This is a genomic window from Streptomyces sp. LARHCF249 (genome assembly GCF_052871255.1).
The window spans coordinates 1-16,311 of record NZ_JBIXJQ010000003.1 but is presented as its reverse complement, the minus strand read 5'-3'; the positions used below and the strand labels follow the sequence as shown (position 1 = coordinate 16,311).

General features: G+C 71.7%; 19 protein-coding genes and 1 pseudogene. 13 read left to right on the top strand and 7 right to left on the bottom strand.

Translation table 11 applies throughout. The features are described 5' to 3' along the window. The first annotated feature begins 158 nt into the window (after positions 1-158). Positions 159-944 carry a 3-hydroxybutyrate dehydrogenase gene (locus tag ACIPUC_RS08545; RefSeq protein ID WP_446587730.1) on the top strand — a complete coding sequence of 262 codons (786 nt, stop codon included), beginning with the start codon at positions 159-161 and terminating at the stop codon, positions 942-944. Here ACIPUC_RS08545 and ACIPUC_RS08540 read toward each other — a convergent pair. Together ACIPUC_RS08540 and ACIPUC_RS08535 are read right to left on the bottom strand one after the other, a co-directional pair. Then, positions 893-2,002 (bottom strand): DNA topoisomerase IB, encoded by a 1,110-nt coding sequence (locus ACIPUC_RS08540; RefSeq protein ID WP_446587728.1) that lies wholly within the window; start codon positions 2,000-2,002, stop codon positions 893-895. The genes ACIPUC_RS08545 and ACIPUC_RS08540 overlap by 52 nt on opposite strands. Before the next feature lie 8 nt (positions 2,003-2,010). Further along, positions 2,011-2,202 (bottom strand): hypothetical protein, encoded by a 192-nt coding sequence (locus tag ACIPUC_RS08535; RefSeq protein ID WP_446587726.1) that lies wholly within the window; start codon positions 2,200-2,202, stop codon positions 2,011-2,013. Positions 2,203-2,517: 315 nt separating this feature from the next. Between ACIPUC_RS08535 and ACIPUC_RS08530 the strand changes: the two genes are divergently transcribed. The 3 genes from ACIPUC_RS08530 (at position 2,518) to ACIPUC_RS08520 (ending at position 4,581) form a co-directional block, all read left to right on the top strand. Then, entirely contained in the window at positions 2,518-2,937 is a 420-nt protein-coding gene (locus ACIPUC_RS08530; RefSeq protein WP_446587725.1) for a hypothetical protein, read from the top strand. A 116-nt stretch (positions 2,938-3,053) separates the two neighbouring features. After that, entirely contained in the window at positions 3,054-3,803 is a 750-nt protein-coding gene (locus ACIPUC_RS08525; RefSeq protein WP_446587724.1) for a GAF and ANTAR domain-containing protein, read from the top strand. Next, positions 3,796-4,581 (top strand): GAF and ANTAR domain-containing protein, encoded by a 786-nt coding sequence (locus ACIPUC_RS08520; protein ID WP_446587722.1) that lies wholly within the window; start codon positions 3,796-3,798, stop codon positions 4,579-4,581. Before ACIPUC_RS08525 ends, ACIPUC_RS08520 begins: the two co-directional genes overlap by 8 nt. On the opposite strand, the gene ACIPUC_RS08515 is transcribed toward ACIPUC_RS08520, so the two are convergent. Further along, positions 4,562-4,984 carry an STAS domain-containing protein gene (locus ACIPUC_RS08515; RefSeq protein WP_446587720.1) on the bottom strand — a complete coding sequence of 141 codons (423 nt, stop codon included), beginning with the start codon at positions 4,982-4,984 and terminating at the stop codon, positions 4,562-4,564. The two genes, ACIPUC_RS08520 and ACIPUC_RS08515, sit on opposite strands and share 20 nt — an antisense overlap. Before the next feature lie 238 nt (positions 4,985-5,222). Between ACIPUC_RS08515 and ACIPUC_RS08510 the strand changes: the two genes are divergently transcribed. The 5 genes from ACIPUC_RS08510 to ACIPUC_RS08490 all read left to right on the top strand — a co-directional run bounded on the left by ACIPUC_RS08510 (position 5,223) and on the right by ACIPUC_RS08490 (position 8,140). Next, positions 5,223-5,498 (top strand): isoamylase early set domain-containing protein, encoded by a 276-nt coding sequence (locus ACIPUC_RS08510; RefSeq protein WP_446587718.1) that lies wholly within the window; start codon positions 5,223-5,225, stop codon positions 5,496-5,498. A 133-nt stretch (positions 5,499-5,631) separates the two neighbouring features. Then, complete coding sequence (locus tag ACIPUC_RS08505) at positions 5,632-5,865, top strand: DUF6480 family protein (protein WP_446587716.1); 234 nt, start codon at positions 5,632-5,634, stop codon at positions 5,863-5,865. A gap of 20 nt (positions 5,866-5,885) precedes the next feature. Next, complete coding sequence (locus tag ACIPUC_RS08500; protein WP_446587714.1) at positions 5,886-6,662, top strand: VOC family protein; 777 nt, start codon at positions 5,886-5,888, stop codon at positions 6,660-6,662. Between the two features lie 172 nt (positions 6,663-6,834). Then, on the top strand, positions 6,835-6,990 hold the full coding sequence (locus ACIPUC_RS08495; RefSeq protein WP_446587712.1) for a hydrophobic protein: 156 nt from the start codon (positions 6,835-6,837) through the stop codon (positions 6,988-6,990). 193 nt (positions 6,991-7,183) lie between these two features. Continuing rightward, positions 7,184-8,140, top strand: a complete 957-nt coding sequence (locus ACIPUC_RS08490) for a TIGR03557 family F420-dependent LLM class oxidoreductase (protein WP_446587710.1) — start codon at positions 7,184-7,186, stop codon at positions 8,138-8,140. Positions 8,141-8,278: 138 nt separating this feature from the next. Here the strand turns inward: ACIPUC_RS08490 and ACIPUC_RS08485 are convergent, their stop codons facing one another. Beyond that, complete coding sequence (locus ACIPUC_RS08485) at positions 8,279-8,716, bottom strand: DUF2267 domain-containing protein (protein ID WP_446587708.1); 438 nt, start codon at positions 8,714-8,716, stop codon at positions 8,279-8,281. A gap of 73 nt (positions 8,717-8,789) precedes the next feature. Beyond that, complete coding sequence (locus tag ACIPUC_RS08480) at positions 8,790-9,221, bottom strand: Hsp20/alpha crystallin family protein (protein WP_446587706.1); 432 nt, start codon at positions 9,219-9,221, stop codon at positions 8,790-8,792. Positions 9,222-9,349: 128 nt separating this feature from the next. On the opposite strand from ACIPUC_RS08480, the gene ACIPUC_RS08475 reads away from it, so the two are divergent. Beyond that, positions 9,350-10,003: a type III effector protein gene (locus tag ACIPUC_RS08475; protein ID WP_446587704.1), complete on the top strand. Its 654-nt coding sequence runs from the start codon at positions 9,350-9,352 to the stop codon at positions 10,001-10,003. 602 nt (positions 10,004-10,605) lie between these two features. Further along, complete coding sequence (locus ACIPUC_RS08470; protein WP_446587702.1) at positions 10,606-10,944, top strand: MerR family transcriptional regulator; 339 nt, start codon at positions 10,606-10,608, stop codon at positions 10,942-10,944. Between the two features lie 147 nt (positions 10,945-11,091). Here ACIPUC_RS08470 and ACIPUC_RS08465 read toward each other — a convergent pair whose 3' ends face one another. Continuing rightward, the gene (locus tag ACIPUC_RS08465) at positions 11,092-11,223 is read right to left on the bottom strand and encodes a hypothetical protein (protein WP_446587700.1); all 132 of its coding nucleotides are present in this window, start codon (positions 11,221-11,223) and stop codon (positions 11,092-11,094) included. Positions 11,224-11,397: 174 nt separating this feature from the next. On the opposite strand from ACIPUC_RS08465, the gene ACIPUC_RS08460 reads away from it, so the two are divergent. Continuing rightward, complete coding sequence (locus ACIPUC_RS08460) at positions 11,398-14,499, top strand: tetratricopeptide repeat protein (RefSeq protein ID WP_446587698.1); 3,102 nt, start codon at positions 11,398-11,400, stop codon at positions 14,497-14,499. A 179-nt stretch (positions 14,500-14,678) separates the two neighbouring features. Then, positions 14,679-16,079, top strand: coding sequence for an MFS transporter (locus ACIPUC_RS08455; RefSeq protein ID WP_446587696.1), 1,401 nt, complete (start codon positions 14,679-14,681; stop codon positions 16,077-16,079). A 119-nt stretch (positions 16,080-16,198) separates the two neighbouring features. Here the strand turns inward: ACIPUC_RS08455 and ACIPUC_RS08450 are convergent. After that, positions 16,199-16,311 (bottom strand): annotated as a pseudogene (locus ACIPUC_RS08450) (ATP-grasp domain-containing protein); the annotation flags it as partial.

Genomic DNA, 16,311 nt, shown 5'->3' with positions numbered 1-16,311 from the left:
ATCATCGCCGGGCACGGCCCGGCCCACGAGCGCACGATCCGGCCACCAGGAGGCGGCCGCCGGCCCCGGCCACTGGCGAAGACAGACACAGGCGCGCGGGCGAGTGTGGTGGGTACACACATGGGAGCGCTGCGGGAACGTCGCGCATGATTCCGGCCATGACAAGCGGAATCACTCCCGCGTTCGACGGGACAGCAGGTGTCGACCTGGCGGGCCGCACCGCCATGGTGACCGGGGCCGGCAGCGGTATCGGGCGCGCCTGCGCCGCGGCCCTCGCCGCGGCCGGAGCCCGCGTCCACGTCGTGGACATCGACGCCCGGGCGGCCGCGGCCGTCGCCGAGCAGATCGGAGGCGCCCCCCACGTCGTGGACCTGGCCCGGGGCGGCCTCGTGGAAGGGCTGCCGGCCGACGTCGACATCCTCGTCAACAACGCGGGGCTCCAGCACGTGGCGCCGCTGACCGAGTTCCCCCCGGACCGGTTCGAACTCATCCAGAAGGTGATGGTCCACGCCCCGTTCCTGCTGCTCCGCCGGACGATGCCGCACATGCGGGAACGGGGCTGGGGCCGGATCGTCAACATCTCCAGCGTCCACGGCCTGCGGGCCAGCGCGTTCAAAGCCGGATACGTGACCGCGAAGCACGCCCTGGAGGGACTGAGCAAGGTCGCCGCCCTCGAGGGCGCTCCGCACGGCATCACCAGCAACTGCGTCAGCCCCGGCTACGTGCGCACGCCTCTGGTGGAACGGCAGATCGCGGCGCAGGCCGCCGCGCACGGCATAGACGCCGGCCAGGTGGTCGGCGAGGTGATGCTCAGCCGCTCCGCGGTCAAGCGGCTGATCGAACCGGAGGAGGTCGCCGCCGTCGCGGTATGGCTCTGCGGACCCCACGCCGGTTACCTCACCGGCGCCTCGATCCCCCTGGACGGCGGCTGGACAGCCGCCTGACGGGACCGGGACCTCGTTCCCTTCCTGTCGGGTGCGGACCCGCTCCCGGCGCGAAGGAGGTCCAGGACGGCGCGCTCGACGGCGCCGTGGGTGGCCGGCTCGCCGAACAGGGCGTCCTCGCCCAGATCGCCGAGGGCCGGGGCGATGGTCCTTCCCTCCTCGTAGCACTCGATGACGCGGGGGTCGATGTACGACGCCCGGCACACGGCGGGAGTGTTGCCCAGGTAGCCGCTCACCTCGCGTACGGCGCGTGCGACGACCTTGCCGCGCCGGGCGCGTGAGGCATCGGAGGTGCCTTCGGAGACGGCCAGGGCGACCGCGGTCAGGACGGTGGCGTACCAGGTCCTGAAGTCCTTCGCCGTCACGTCCTGCCCGGCGAGCTCACGCAGGTAGTCGTTCAGGTCCTCGGCGTGGGCCTCGTGCCACGCCCGCTGCTCCCAGTACGCGAAGAGTCTCGGCCCGGGGTCCTTGCGCCGGAGCAGCGCGCGGACCACCGCGTGGGCCTGTTCGTCCACCAGTGTGCGGGTGACCGTCCTGCCGGACTTGGCGGGGAAGTGCAGGCGGATCTCCCCGCCCCGGCAGGCGGCGTGCTCCCGCAGCAGCGTGGTGAGTCCGAAACTCCCGTTGTCCCGGGCGTAGCGTTCGCCGCCGATCCGCAGGAAGCCCAGGTCGAGCAGCCGGGTCATGCAGGCCAGCACCCGGACGCGGGTCAGGCCCCGCCCGGTGAGGTCCCGCGTCACCTGCTCGCGCAGTCGTGGCAGAGCGCGGGCCACGGCCCGGACGTGCTCGTGCTTGGCGGCGTCCTGCTGTTCACGGAACGCCGGGTGGTAGAGGTACTGGCGCCGCCCGGCGGCGTCGGTCCCCACCGCCTGGATGTGGCCGTTCGGCCACGGGCAGATCCAGACGTCCCGCCAGGCCGGGGGTATCACGAGCGCACGGACCCGCTCCCGGTCCACCGCGGACAGCGGCGCGCCGTCCGCGTCCAGGTAGCGGAAGCCGCGCCCCTTGCACAGCCGGCGCCACCCCGGCGCGTGCGGATCGCTGGTCCTCAGCCGCACGGCAGCCGTCAGTCCGTGTCAGGGTGGGCTTGCGTGCGCAGTGACCACGCCCGCCCCGAGCAGTCGTAGGGCAGGGGAGGGAACCGGTGGCCGCGGACGTCGGTGCTCTTGCTCCACAGATGTTCCTTGCCGCAGTCGCAGGCGTATATGCCGCTCTGCGGCACGATCTCACCCGGCTTCCACTGGTTTGTCTCGTTCATGCTGGTCGCCTACCCGCGCTCCGGTCGGCGCACCCTCCCCTCTCGGTGGTTTCCGGTGGGGATCGCCGGGCGGGCCCGGCTCGGGCCGGCTCTTTTCCTCCACCGGTGTGGGATCGTGGAACTGATGGACCAGCCTGGTTCCGTCGCTTTGAGGCTTCGTTGACCCGTCGCCCTTCTCCGGGCGGGCCGGGGCATGCGGATCGTGCCTGCGCTGCTTTGAACGCCGGACTCGTGCACGGCCTCCCGGCCGTGTTCCGGAAATCCTGGCCGCCGGCCGGGGAGTCCAGGGCTGCCGCCCCGGCATGGGGAAGCCCGATGAAGCCGTACACCGTGCACTACCAGCTCTACGGGACGCTCGCCGTGGTCACGCTCTGTGCTGCCCGGGACCGTAACCCGCGCCGTGGAAACCCGGTCCTCGCCGCGGCGCTCGCCGCGCTGCCGGCGCAGACCGACTCGCTCGTGCTCGATCTCGACCATGCCGACGGGACGGCCGCCGACGGGCTGATCGCCGTGCGCGACTGGGCTCGCGTACACGGCGCCTTCCTCACGGTGCTCGGCGGAGCAGCAGCGGGCGCTGCCGCCCCGTCTGTCCGTTCGGTGCGGCCGGGAGGCGACGGCGGGACCTCCGCCCGATCGCTTGCCCTCCGGCGCGAGATGGGGGAGCGAGTGGTCGCACAGTGGGCGCTGGGCATCCGGCGTGCCCGCCGAGGCGTCCACCCGTGCGCGGAGAACTGAACCGGGACGAAACGGAAGGACCGGCATCGGGCCGAGGTGAGAGGCCGATCGGCTCGGACCGGAGGCAGGCCGGTGAGAGGATGGGGGCACTGGCCCGCAGCGGGAGGTGAAGCGTCGTGGAGCCTGTTCCTCCCGAAGGCGGACGCCCCTGGTCCGGCACAGAGGGCCGGCACCTGTCCGACGTGTTCGCGGGCGCGGTGTCCGGTGTTCCCGGCAGGCACGTGCCGGCTGCGCTGTGCCAGGCCTGCGTGGACCTGCTGGACATCACCGGAGCTTCCGTCTCCCTCGCCGGGGGCGGGGACGCCCGGGCGCTGTGGTGGTCCTCCGACGCGCGGGCCGGCGAGCTGGCGGAGGCCCAGTACACGCTGGGCGACGGCCCGTGCCGCACGGCTGCCGCGCTGGCGGCGCCGGTGCTGGCGGCCGATCTGTCGCGTGGTCAGGACGCACGGCGCTGGCCCGTCTTCGCGCAGCAGGCCGTCGCTCTCGGGGTGAAGGCCCTCTTCTCCTTGCCCCTGGGCGGAGGCGGGCTCGCCGTCGGAACCCTCGACCTCTACCGGGACGCTCCCGGTCCGCTGTCGGACCGGGACCAGTCCTTCGCCTTCGCCGCCGCGGACGGGATCACCATCGCGCTGCTCGCGCTGCAGGCCGGGGAGGGAGCTGACGGCGAGCGGCCCGGCAGCTGGCTGGACGCGGCGGAGACGGATCATGAGGAGGTGCACATCGGGACTGGGATGATCATGGTGCATCTCGGGGTCGGCCCCGAGGACGCACTGGCCCGCCTGAGGGCTCACGCCTTCAGCCACGGACAGACCGTGACGGAGACGGCTCGCGACGTCATCGCCGGGAGGATCAGGTTCCATGACTAGGCCCGCCGCACGGCAGGACCGGAGCTGGGAAACGGGTGACACCGGCATGAACCGGGAGCTGCAACTCACCGAGGCGTTCGTGAGCCTCACCGACAACACCGCCGACGACGTCGACCCGCTGGTCCTCCTCCGCCGCCTGGTAGACCACAGCGTCCGGCTCACCGGCATGGACGCGGCCGGCGTGATGCTCGCCAACGCCCGAGGCCGGCTGCGCCCGGTCTGCGCGACGTCGGACCTGGTGGAAGTCACCGAGATGTTCCAAGGGCAGATCTCGCAAGGGCCCTGCGTGGACGCGTACACCACGGGCGAGCCGGTCCACGCCGACACCCTCGCCGATCAGACGGCGCGCTGGCCGGCCTTCACCCCGCTCGCCACCGCCGCCGGATACGGGGCAGCCCACGCGCTGCCCCTGCGCATCCGCCACCAACGGGTCGGAGCCCTCAACCTCCTCGCCCACACCCCCACACCCCTGACCGAACCCGAGGTGCGGCTCCTCCAGGGCCTCGCAGACACCGCGACCACAGCCGTGATCGGCTGGACGGCGGACCCGCTGCGCTCCTTTGACGTCGTCACCCGCATTCAGGCCGCCCTTTCGGGCAAGGCCGTCCTGGACACCGCTGCAGGCATGATCGCCGCCACCGCCGGCATCACCCCGTCCCAGGCCGTCCGGCACCTCATCAGCTACGCCACCGCCCGCGGGCAGCGCCCCACCGAAGTCGCCGGACAACTCGTACGACGCACCCTTCCCCCCGAGAGCGTCATGCCGTCCGCCCGCTGAGGGCCGCGTGGACCGCCGCCGCCCCGGTGACGCGATGCGATGCCGCCGCGTCCCGCAGGGTGCGGCGCAGCAGACGGGTGGGTTCGGAGCGGGGCTCGCCGGGCCGGTCGGGCAGGTTGTCGACCAGGACCAGGAGCCTGCGGGGCTGGCGCTGCCAGTTGTACGCGAAGCACGCGATGCCTCGCCTGTCGGCGCGGCGTGCGAGGTCGATGAGCCGGTGCAGGCCTGCGACGTCCATGAACATCAGGTTCCGCATGTCGCACACCAGAACGACGACACCGTCGTCGAAGGCGGCGGAGACGTCGCCGAGAGCGGCTCGGGTGTACAGGTCGAGTTCACCGTCGACGGTCACGTGCACGGTGGGACCGTAGCGCCTCACCGTGATGCCGAAGTCGCATTCCATGCCGTCTCACCTCGCCTGATGGGACGTGCACGCCCTACGGCGGCAGCCCCACGCCCACCCCCACCATATGCCCGTCCGGGACGCTTCGGCGGGCTCGCATGCGCGCCAGGTGCCCAGGCTGGACCCGCTCGCGCAGTGCGGGGGCGGGGGACCGGTTGGCCGGGCCGGCGTGCGCGATGCGGGCCCGCGCCCGACGATGGGCGGGTACCCAGCCCCCCTGCCGACAGGAGCCACGCCCATGCTGGAGCGCATGCTGAAGAAGGACCGCACCGAGGTCACCTTCGTCCTTCCCGTCGACAGCCCGCCCGGCCCGGTCAGCGTGGTCGGCGACTTCAACGACTGGCGGCCCGGCGTCCACACCCTCGAGGCCCGCAAGGACGGCAAGCGCGCGGTCACGGTCGCGCTGGCCAGCGAGAGCGTCCACTCGTTCCGGTACCTGGCCGCCGGGGACTACTGGTTCAACGACGAAAGCGCCGGCGACCTGGACGGCCCCAACAGCCGCCTCCACACCTGATCCGCGCGGCCCTCGGACGACGGAGTGAGTTGCCGGGCGGCGGGTAGGGGCCGGGCACCCCGGCTTCCGGGTCGGGCTCGTGCCAGGCCCGGCGAACGAGCCGTGCCGGGTGGTCTTGAGGAGGCAGAACACCATGTCCACACCCATCCCAGACCCAGACCCAGACCGGCCCACCCCTTCGGGATCCCGTCAGGGTGGCGTACCGCCGGGGGAGACACCGCCTGGTGAGTCGAGCACCGGTTCCGGGGCCGGTCCGTACCGGCCGCTCTCGCGCGGCTGGGCCAAGAGGCCCCTCGTGCTGATCTGCCTGCTGGTCCTGGTCTGCGCCCTGTTCTTCCTTGCCTACGCCATTGCCTTGAACCTGTGACCCGGTGAGGAGGTGCCGTGATGCTGGTGGCGGCAGAGGTGCGCGGGGCGCCGTGCTGGCTGAGCCTGATGACCGGCGACCTGCGCGCGGCGGAGGAGTTCTACGGGGACGTCCTCGGCTGGACCTTCAGGCCGGGCGGGTTCGGGAGCGCCTCCTCGGTCGCCGAGCTGGACGGCGTACCGGTCGCGGGCATCAGTGCGGTCGCGGGGGAGCTGGCGGTGCCGGTGGCCTGGACGGCGTACTTCTCCGTGGACGACGCGGACCAGGCAGTGGCCCGGGTCCGCGAGCGCGGCGGAACCGTCGGAGTCGGCCCGGTCTCGTACGCTCCCCGCGGCAGGGCGGCCCTGGTCGCAGATCCTGACGGTGCGGGCTTCGGGCTGTGGGAGGGGCACGTGCTGTCCGGATGGAGCGTCGGGGGCCGCGCGCCGGCCTGGCTGGAACTGCGGACCCGCGACGCGTTCGACGCGGCTCTCTTCTACGGTGAGGTCCTGGGCTGGTCGGAGGGCGGTCTCGGCTGCTGTGAGGCCTCCTACGAAGAGGACCAGGTCGTTCTGCGTGCGGAGGGGGAAGCGGTCGCCCGGCTGAACAGCGGCCCGGTGGAGACGGGGGCGGAGAAGCCCCACGAAAGGCCCCGCTGGCTGATCCACTTCAAGGTCCACGACGTGGAACGGGCCCAGGCCGCCGCCGTCGCACACGGTGCGACAGCGGTGTCGGATTCCTCCGAGACCGTCCGTGGCCAGATCACGCTCCGGGACCCCCAAGGTGCCCTGTTCACCCTCCACCACGTCCGGCCGTGACCCCCGCATGCTGCGGATCACGCCTTGCACACGGCTCCTGCAGACCGGCCGACCCCGCCGGTGCGTCCTGCGCAGGTCAGAGCAGCACCCCGCATGAACCGGCCAAGCGGGGGCAGCCGCTCGGTGTGCCGGCGCCGAGCCCGGCGCGGATTCCTTTCATCGGAGGTGGCCCATGGTTCCCCTTCTTCTGGTTCTGCTGTTGATCCTGGTGCTCTTCGGTGCCGGCTTCGCCTTGGACGTCCTGTGGTGGGTCGCCATCGCACTGCTGGTGCTGTGGCTGCTCGGATTCGTGGCCCGGGGCTCCGGCGGGCGCTGGTACCGCTGGTAGGGCTCAGCGACCGTCGGCACATGCGGAGGCCCCTTCCCGAAGGGGCCTCCGCAGGTGCGGCCGCGCCGCACACGTACCACCCGGTAGCCGTCGCACCCGGCTGGCACGGCCCAGACCGGGAAGTTTGTCCGATGCGATCAGGGGCACGCGCCGACGAGGGGGTCGATCTTCCCGTCCTCGGAGGCACGAGACCATGACGTCCTACGGCTACTTCCTGGCGTGCGAGGAATTCACCCCGAGCCGCCTCCTGGAACAGGCGCGTCGAGCCGCTGACGCAGGGTTCACCCGTCTGGCGATCTCCGATCACTTCCACCCCTGGAACGACGCACAGGGCAACAGCCCGCTGGTCTGGTCCATGATCGGAGCCCTGTCACAGACCGTGGACCTGCCGGTGACCACGTTGGTCACCTGTCCCACCATGCGCCTGCATCCCGCGGTCACGGCCCAGGCCGCGGCCACCTCGAGCAGGCTGCTCGACGGCAGGTTCGCACTGGGCGTGGGGACCGGCGAGGCGCTCAACGAGCACATCCTGGGCGACCGCTGGCCGCCGTTCGCGGAGCGCGCCGAGATGCTGGAGGAAGCCGTCGAAGTGATGCGCGAGCTCTTCACCGGCCGCCAGGTCAGCCACCGCGGGCGGCACTACACGGTGGAGAACGCCCGCCTGTACACCGCCCCCCGGGGCCCGCTGCCCATCCATGTGTCGGGCTTCGGACCCAAGGCGGCGGAGCTCGCCGGGCGGATCGGGGACGGGTTCGTCCTCATGGGCCCCGACGAGGAGGCCATCGGGCGGTTCCAGGCCGCGGGAGGCGAAGGAAAGCCCGTGATCGGAGGGCTCAAGGTGTGCTGGGGCGCGGACCGGGAGAGGGCCGTGGACACCGCGCACCGGCTGTGGCCCACGGAGCACCTGCCCGGTGAACTCAACCAGATCCTGCCGACCCCGGCCCATTTCGAGCAGGCGAGCGAGCTCGTCACCCGTCGCCAGGTGTCCGAGAACGTCCCCTGCGGCGACGACGCCGAGGAGCACGTGGCCGCGGTACGGGCCTACGTGGACGCGGGCTTCGAAGAGGTGTACATCGGGCAGATCGGCCCCGATGACGAGGCGTTCTTCGCGGGTTACCGCGAGAAGGTGCTGCCCGCCCTGCGCGGATGAGGCGCATGCACAGGGCGAGCACCTCCCGGTTGCCGAAGCCTCGGCGCTTCCGGCGCCGCTGCCCCACCGACCGGGCCGTACGGGGCAGCGCCCGTGCCGACCCGGCCGGCGAGGAGGGCGCCGGAGGGACCCGCCCGCCTACGCGGCAGGGGTGAGTTCGGCGCGGCCGAACAGCAGCGCGTGGCCCGAGGGCAGCTGGTGCAGGATGCGGGTGAGGAGGTCGGGCCCGGCCAGGGCGGCGACGGCGGAGAAGACGGTGCCGGTGTCCCAGCGGGTGGTGGCCGGGGAGGCGCCGGTGCGGGCCGCGAGGTCCTTGACGAAGGCCCAGCCGGTCAGGGGCTCGGTGTCCGGGATCTGTGCGGTGAGGACGCGTGCTGCTTGGAAGGGGAGACGGGCGGCGAGTTCGACGCGTTCGTCGCCCGTCAGCTGGCGTCCCAGTCCCGCGAGGACCAGCCGTACGGCTTCCTCGGCCCGCTCCGGGGTGGGGTAGGCGCCTTCGTAGCGGACCTTCTCCAGCATCTGCTCGTACGTCATCGCGGGCAGCTGCTGCAACGGTGCACGCGGGTCGGAGATCACTGCGGTGGTTGCCTTTCTGTCGCCGGGATGGGGGTACCGGTCCTTCACGTCGGATGGGCTGGGATCGCCCCGCTCAGCCGGGGACCTCCTTGCGGCCTGAGCCGACGCCGATGGAGATCTTGCGGGGCTTGGCACGTTCGGCGATCGGAATCCGCAGGGTGAGCACGCCGGCGTCGTAGTCGGCCCGGATGCGCTCGATGTCCAGGGTGTCGGCCAGCACGATCTGGCGGGAGAAGACGCCCAGCGGCCGCTCCGACAGGTCCATCTGGACGTCGTCGGCCTTCGCCGCGGGCCGACGCTCGGCCCTGACGGTCAGCATGTTCCGTTCGACGTCGATGTCGATCGCGTCAGAGCCGACGCCGGGGAGGTCGAAGGCCACCACGTACGCGTCGCCCTCACGGTAGGCGTCCATCGGCATCGGGGACGGCCGTGACCAGGTGCCAGGGCCTGTCAACTGCTGAGCAAGCCGGTCGAGATCGCGGAAGGGGTCAGTGCGCATCAACACAGGGAAAACACCTCCGGCAGGTTGGGGCAGTGGCTGCCAATGCGCTTCACTGAAACCGTTGTAACATGTCATCCAATGGATGACAAACGTGGTGTCGTCCGATCGATGACACGTCGAGGGAGGTGCCCGTGACAGCGCCCGAACAGCCGACGCCGTCAAGCGCCGACGGCCGAAATCCCGCCTCGTTCCTTGCCGCCGCGGCAGCCCTGCAGGCCATAGACGACGCTCTGCGCACCGCCCGGCAGGAGACCTCCGACGCCGCTGATGCCGGCCCCGGAGCGGAGCAGGCCCTGGCCTCCCTCCTGCTGCTGCGGCACGTTCGCGAGCACCTGGCCGAATGGGAGACGGGGCTGATCGAAACGGCCCGCCACGCGGGAGCCAGCTGGGCGGACCTCGCCCATCCCCTCGGCGTTGCCAGCCGGCAGGCCGCCGAACGCCGCTACCTGCGCAACAGGCCCGGCGCCGCCGGAACCACCGGCGAGCAGCGCGTCCAGGCCACCCGCGAACGCCGCGCCGCCGAACGCACCGCCGCCACCTGGGCGCGCCGCAACGCGGCCGACCTGCGCCGCATCGCCGGCCGGATCACCGCCCTCACCGACCTCCCCACCGCCGCCGGCCCCTCGCTCAGCCGGCTCCACACGGCCCTCGCCCACGATGACGCGGCCGACCTCATCCCTCCCCTCAACGCCACGCGCCCCCACCTGACCGGCACCCACCCCGATCTCGCCGCCCAGCTCGACACCCTCACCGGCCGCTCGACGCCCCCACCCGCCCCGCACTGACATCAGGGCGGCCGGCGGGTCGATTACCTCCTCGTGGAACATGCGAAAATCTATGGTGGCCAGAGTAGACATTGGGCTGTGGCCTGGTTATGGTTTCGCTCGTAACCCAGAGAGACAGCAGGGCCCGGCAGAGACGAACTGCCGGGCGGCAGCATCCGCAAGTGCAGTTGGCATGACGGTGCGGTGGCGGAGTTTCGAAGCCATGGTGGTTGACGGACGGCGACGGGACTGGCGACCGGACCGGGTGGCCCGCAGTGATCAGGGGCTGCCGTGAGCAGGACGCAGTACCAGCAGTAGGCAGTACCAGCAGTACGCAGTGCCCCGTTTGGCAAGCAGTTGATCACCGAGGGAAGAACGGAGGAGCCCCGCCATCAGGATCGCCCGGGCGGAAGTCTGAGCCCGGGTACCGCAGGACATCGATAGTGAGGTGGTCTCCGGTCGAGCAACCGCGATCCCCGCACCCCCGACAGCGTCTCGGTCGGGTCTGCGGAAACAGAACGCCGGCGAAGTACCAGGGCCGGCAGATGGTGTAGCAGTTCCTTCGGGGCCCTGGTGCCATATGGCACCAGGGCCCCTCCAGCGTGTTCCACAGAGAGGTGCAGATGACAGCAGACGACCCGCTCGGCCGTCTCGACGACGACGACTACCCCGCCTACACCATGGGCCGGGCCGCCGACATGCTCGGCACCACCCAAGGCTTCCTCCGCGCCATCGGCGAAGCCCGCCTCATCACCCCGCTCCGCTCTGCGGGCGGACACCGCCGCTACTCCCGCTACCAGCTGCGCATCGCCGCCCGCGCCCGGGAACTCGTCGACCGCGGGACCCCGATCGAGGCCGCCTGCCGCATCGTCATCCTCGAGGACCAGCTCGAGGAAGCCCAGCGCATCAACGCCGAATACCGCCGGGCCGCCGACTCGGCCGCTCCGTCGGACTCCGGCTGAGATGGCGGGGACCCGCAACCACCCCAGCGGCTTCGCGGCTGCCGCCCGCACCTCCTGCCCGGGACGCTGAAGCGTTCCGGGCAACGTCGTGCAGTCCCCTGGGAGCCCGGTCCACGCCGAGGCCGCGCATGCCTCACCCGCGGGGGCTCAGCGGTCGAGGAGCCAGGTGGTGAGGGCGCGTACCGCGCCGCTGACGGCTCCGGCGACGATGCTGCCGATGAGGGCGAGGATCTCCGTGCGGCGGGTGCGGTCGGCGTTGGGCTTCGTGACGCTGGTCATGGTGCGGCTCCCCGGGTAGAGGTTCGGCTGCTCGGTAGCGCCATGGAGCGGGCCGCGGGGAGTTTCCGGCGAACCGGTACGACACCGGCAGGGAGCAACTAGCCTGGCCAGCCTGCAGATAGCGGTCATTCCGGGGGATGCGCTGTCCGGAAGCGGAAGGCTGGGGCAGGCGGGGTGGGAGAACACGCAGAGCGGTTCCGGGACGAGCTGAGAGCGGTGCACGAGGCGGCGGGATCGCCCAAGCTGGCGAGACTGGTGGCCTTGGGAGGTGAACAGAGGCCGCCGGTCGCCCCGGCCTCGGACACCTCGATCAGCGCATGGCTGACCGGCGCCGCGGTGCCCGGCCCGAGCAAGACCCGGTTCTTCCTGGTGGTCGCGCTGTTCCTCCAGGGGCGGGCGGTCGAGGCGGGGAGCGGGTACGCGGCTCGGCCGGAGGCGTGGTGGCAGCAGGTGCTGTCGCAGGCGCAGGACGAGCGGGCCCGGGCTCGCGGAGGGCGTCCCCGCGCCACCGGCCGTACCGCACCGCCGACGGGCCCCGTGACACTGCTCTCGCCGCCGTCCGAGTTCACCGGCCGGGACGTGGTGGTGGACGAGGTGATGGACTGGCTCGACCCGGGCCGTGAGGGGGGCGGGGCCCCGGTGGTGGTGTCCGGCATGGGCGGTGTCGGCAAGACCGCGCTCGTGCTCCAGGCGGCACACCAGGCCCGGCAGCGAGGGTGGTTCCCCGGGGGGATCCTCTTCGCCGACCTGCGCGGCTTCAGTCCCGACTCCGAACTCGACGCCGCCGCGGTCACCGACCGTTTCCTGCGCGCACTGGGCATCAAGGTGCCGCCCACCGCGGACGGGAAGCGGGACGCCTGGCACCTGGCGCTGGAGCACCTGGCCGAGCGGGGACGGCCCTTGCTGGCGGTACTGGACAACATCCGCAGCCCGGAACAGATCACCGCGCTGGCACCGCCGCCCCCGCACCGGGTCCTGATCACCTCTCGCCAGACCCTGTCCGATCTGCCCGCCCACCGCGTCGACCTCGATCCCCTCACCTCCCGCGAGGCCGTCGCACTTCTTGAGAAGGCATTACGCGTCGGCGGCACGGGCGATGAGCGGGTCAGCACCCAGCAATCCGACGCCCAGCGCCTGGCCAGGCTGTGCGGGTATCTGCCCCTCGCCCTGCGGATCACCGCCGCCCTGCTGCGGGACGAGCCGCACCGGGCCCTGGCGGGCCTGGCGGACGATCTGTCCGGCCTGGCGGAGGACCTCGACGTCCTGGCGTACGACGGTGTCGACGAACAGGGCCGTCCGCTGGCGGTCCGGGCCTGCTTCGAGCTGTCGTACCGGTACCTGACCGGCCCGCAGGCGAAGGCCTTCCGCCTGGTGGCCGCGGCCCCGGGCACGGACATCTCCACCGCCGCGGCCACCGTCCTGCTCGACCGGCCCGACACCCGTCGCCTGCTGGCGGGCCTCGTCCGCGCCCACCTCGTGCAGCAGTCGAGCGGTGACCGATGGTCGATGCACGACCTGGTCCGGCTGTTCGCCGACGATCACGGCCAGGCCGAGGCCCAGGCCGACGGGCGGAAAGACGCCCTCGACCGTCTCCTGGACCACTACCGCTCGACCACCGATGCTGCCGACACCGCCCTGGATTCCGGCTACCGGGACCCAGACCGACGCGCCGAACTAGAGGCGGCCCTGGCCTGGCTGGACGTCGAACGCGCCAATCTCATCGCGACGGTTCGGGCCGGCGCTGCTCTGGGCCGCCCGGACACCAGCATGAATCTCGCCTTCGCTCTCGCCCGTTACCTCGACCACGGGCGCCACCTCGATGACTGGATCACTGTCAGCGCGATCGCACTCGTCCTCATGCGGACGACGGACTCCCTCGCCGGTATGGCCCTGGCCCTGGCCAACCACGGGGACGCACTCGCCGCAGCACGGCGCTTCGACAAGGCCCTCAGGGCGCACACCCTTGCCCTGGAGGTTCGAGAGCAGGCCGACGACCGTCTCGGCCAGGCCGCATCGGTCGGAAGCCTCGGCAGCGTACGTTTTCAGATGCGCCGGTTCGATGAGGCCATCCGCGACTTCACGCGGGCAGCGGACATGTTCGGCGAGCTCGGCGAGAGCGGGGGGCAGGCCGTCATGCTCCGGCACCTCGCCGGCGTGTTGATCGACCTGCGCCGGTTCGAGGAGGCGCTCTCCATCCTCGCGGGGGTTGCGCAGACCCACGGAGATCCCGGCGACGCCCACAGCCTTCGGGGCACCTGGGTGCAATTCGGCGCCGCCCTGGCCGGGATGAGGCAGTTCGAGGGCGCCGTCGAAGCCTTCAACCAAGCGGTCGACGTCTCGCGGCAGATCGCCGACCCGCATGGTGAGGCAGCCGCACTGACCCACCTCGGCAACACCCTGATGGCGGAGTGGCGTATCGAGGAGGCCATCACGGTCCACACCCGGGCCGCCGAACTCCTGCACGGGATGGGCGACCGACATGGCGAGGCGACGGCGCGCAACAGTCTCGGTCTGTGCCTGCTCCGCACCCGACGGCTCGAAGAGGCCGTCGAAGCGCACACGGCAGCCGCCGAAGCCTTTCGCGATTCCTACGACACCCACGGCGAGGGCGTCGCCCTGACCAACATCGGCATGGTCCTGGTCCAGCTCGGCCGCACCGACGAAGCCGTGGACAAACACATCCGCGCCGCCGAGATCCTCCATCGGACCGGCGATCCCCACGGCGAGGGCATCGCACTGAACAACCTGGGCTGCGCCCGCCGGAGAGCCGGTCAATTGACGGCCGCCATCGAAGACCACGACAAGGCCGCCGCGCTCTTCCGCCGGACTTCCGACCGGCTGTCGGAAGCCGACGCCCTGAACAACATCGGCGCCGCCCGCATAGAGCTGAGCCAGTTCGAAGAAGCGGTCGCCGCCCACACCGGAGCCGCCGACGTCTACCGGGAGATCGCCGAGCGCCCCGGTGAAGGAAGAGCGTCGGGCAATCTCGCAGCCGCGCTGATCGGAATGGCGCGGTACGAGGAAGCGGTCGCCGCCGGCCGCCACGCTGTGGAGATCTTCGAGGCGGTCGGGGACCCGCACGGCGTGGCCTTGGCGTACGCGCACATCGGCAGGGCCCTGATCGAATTGCGCAGATTCGACGAGGCGATCGATGCCTGCCGGAAGGCGGTCGAACTCTTCCGCGAGACCAACGACCCTGCGGGCGAAAACGGCGCGTACACAAACCTGTGGTGCGCCATATACGAAAAGCGGGACAGCAGCTCCTCGTCCGACTGAAGCGGGGCGCAGGCCGGCGGTGACCAGCCAGGTTGCGGAGGGCTTCGCCTCCGTGGTGTGGTCGCCTGGCACATAGATGGTTGCCTGATTGTGATGGTCACCCACATATGCCGCTGACCTGCGGACTTCTACGTTGTGCCGACACGGAACGTCCCCGCGACCACCTGGAAGTGGTGCACATGGTCTCCCCCGCAACGGCTGCGCCGGCCCGGTCGGGCATCGCGCGAATCATCAGCGCCAGCCTCATCGGCACCACCATCGAGTGGTACGACTTCTTCCTCTACGGCTCCGCCGCCGCGCTCGTCTTCAACAAGCTGTTCTTCCCCAGCAGTGAGCCGCTCGTCGGCACCCTCCTCGCGTTCCTCACCTACGCGATCGGGTTCGCGGCCCGCCCGCTGGGCGGCCTGGTCTTCGGCCACTACGGGGACAAGATCGGCCGCAAGAAGCTCCTCGTGCTCAGCCTCCTCATGATGGGCGGCGCCACCTTCGCCATGGGCCTGCTGCCCACCCACGCGACCATCGGCGTCGGCGCGCCGATCCTGCTGACCCTGCTGCGCCTGATCCAGGGCTTCGCGCTCGGCGGGGAGTGGGGCGGCGCGGTGCTGCTGGTCTCCGAGCACGGTGACGACAAGAACCGCGGCTTCTGGGCCTCCTGGCCCCAGGCCGGCGCCCCCGGCGGCAACCTGCTGGCCACCGGCGTCCTCGCCCTGCTGGCCGCCGTCCAGTCCGACGAGACCTTCCTCGCCTGGGGCTGGCGCATCCCGTTCCTGCTCTCCGGCGTGCTCGTGGTGATCGGCCTGTGGATCCGGGTGTCGGTCTCCGAGTCCCCGCTCTTCCTCGAAGCGCAGGCCAAGGCTGCCGAACAGGCCGCCTCGGGCACCGGCGGCGACGAGAAGCCGCCCGTGGTGGAGGTGTTCCGGACGAACTGGCGCGGTGTCCTCACCGCGATCGGCACCCGCCTCGGCGAGAACATCTCGTACTACGTCATCACGGCGTTCCTGCTCGTCTACGTGACCACTCACCTGGGCCTGTCCAAGAGCGACGGCCTGAACGCCGTGCTGATCGGCTCCGCCGTCCACTTCGTCACCATCCCGGCGTGGGGCGCGCTGTCGGACCGGATCGGCCGCCGCCCGGTCACGCTCATCGGCTCGCTCGGCATGACCGGCTGGGCGTTCGCCTTCTTCGCGATGCTCGACTCCAAGTCCTTCCCGGCCATCGCCGCCGCCGTCACGATCGGGCTGCTCTTCCACGGCGCGATGTACGGACCCCAGGCGGCCTTCATCTCCGAGATGTTCGACACCAGGGTCCGCTACTCGGGCGCCTCGATGGGATCCCAGCTCGCCTCCATCATCGGCGGCGCCCTCGCCCCGATCATCGCGGTGGCCCTGCTCGACGACTACGACTCCTCACTGCCGATCTCGATCTACCTCGCGGCGGCGGCGCTCGTCACGAGCGCGACCGTCCTCGTCGCCCGGGAAACGCGCGGGCGTAACCTGGCCGGGCCCTACGGCGCGCCGGTGCCGGTTCCCGGCAGCCGCCGGGCCGGGGCCGACGCCGAACTGACGTCCCCCGGCAACTAGCCGAGGCACCCCCGCCGGGGGGGGGGGGGGGGGGGGGGGGGGGGGGGGCGCCGCCCCCCCCCCCCCCCCCCCCCCCCCCCCCCCCCCCCCCCGCCCCCCCGGGGGGCCGGCCGGGCGGGGGGCCCCGGCCGGTCGGGTCCGCGCCCGCCCGGCGACAGCTCGGAGCGGCGCAAGGCCGCGAAGACCTGCTCCCCGATCGCCCACAGCTTGTGGTCCCAGCCGCTGTTGGGCG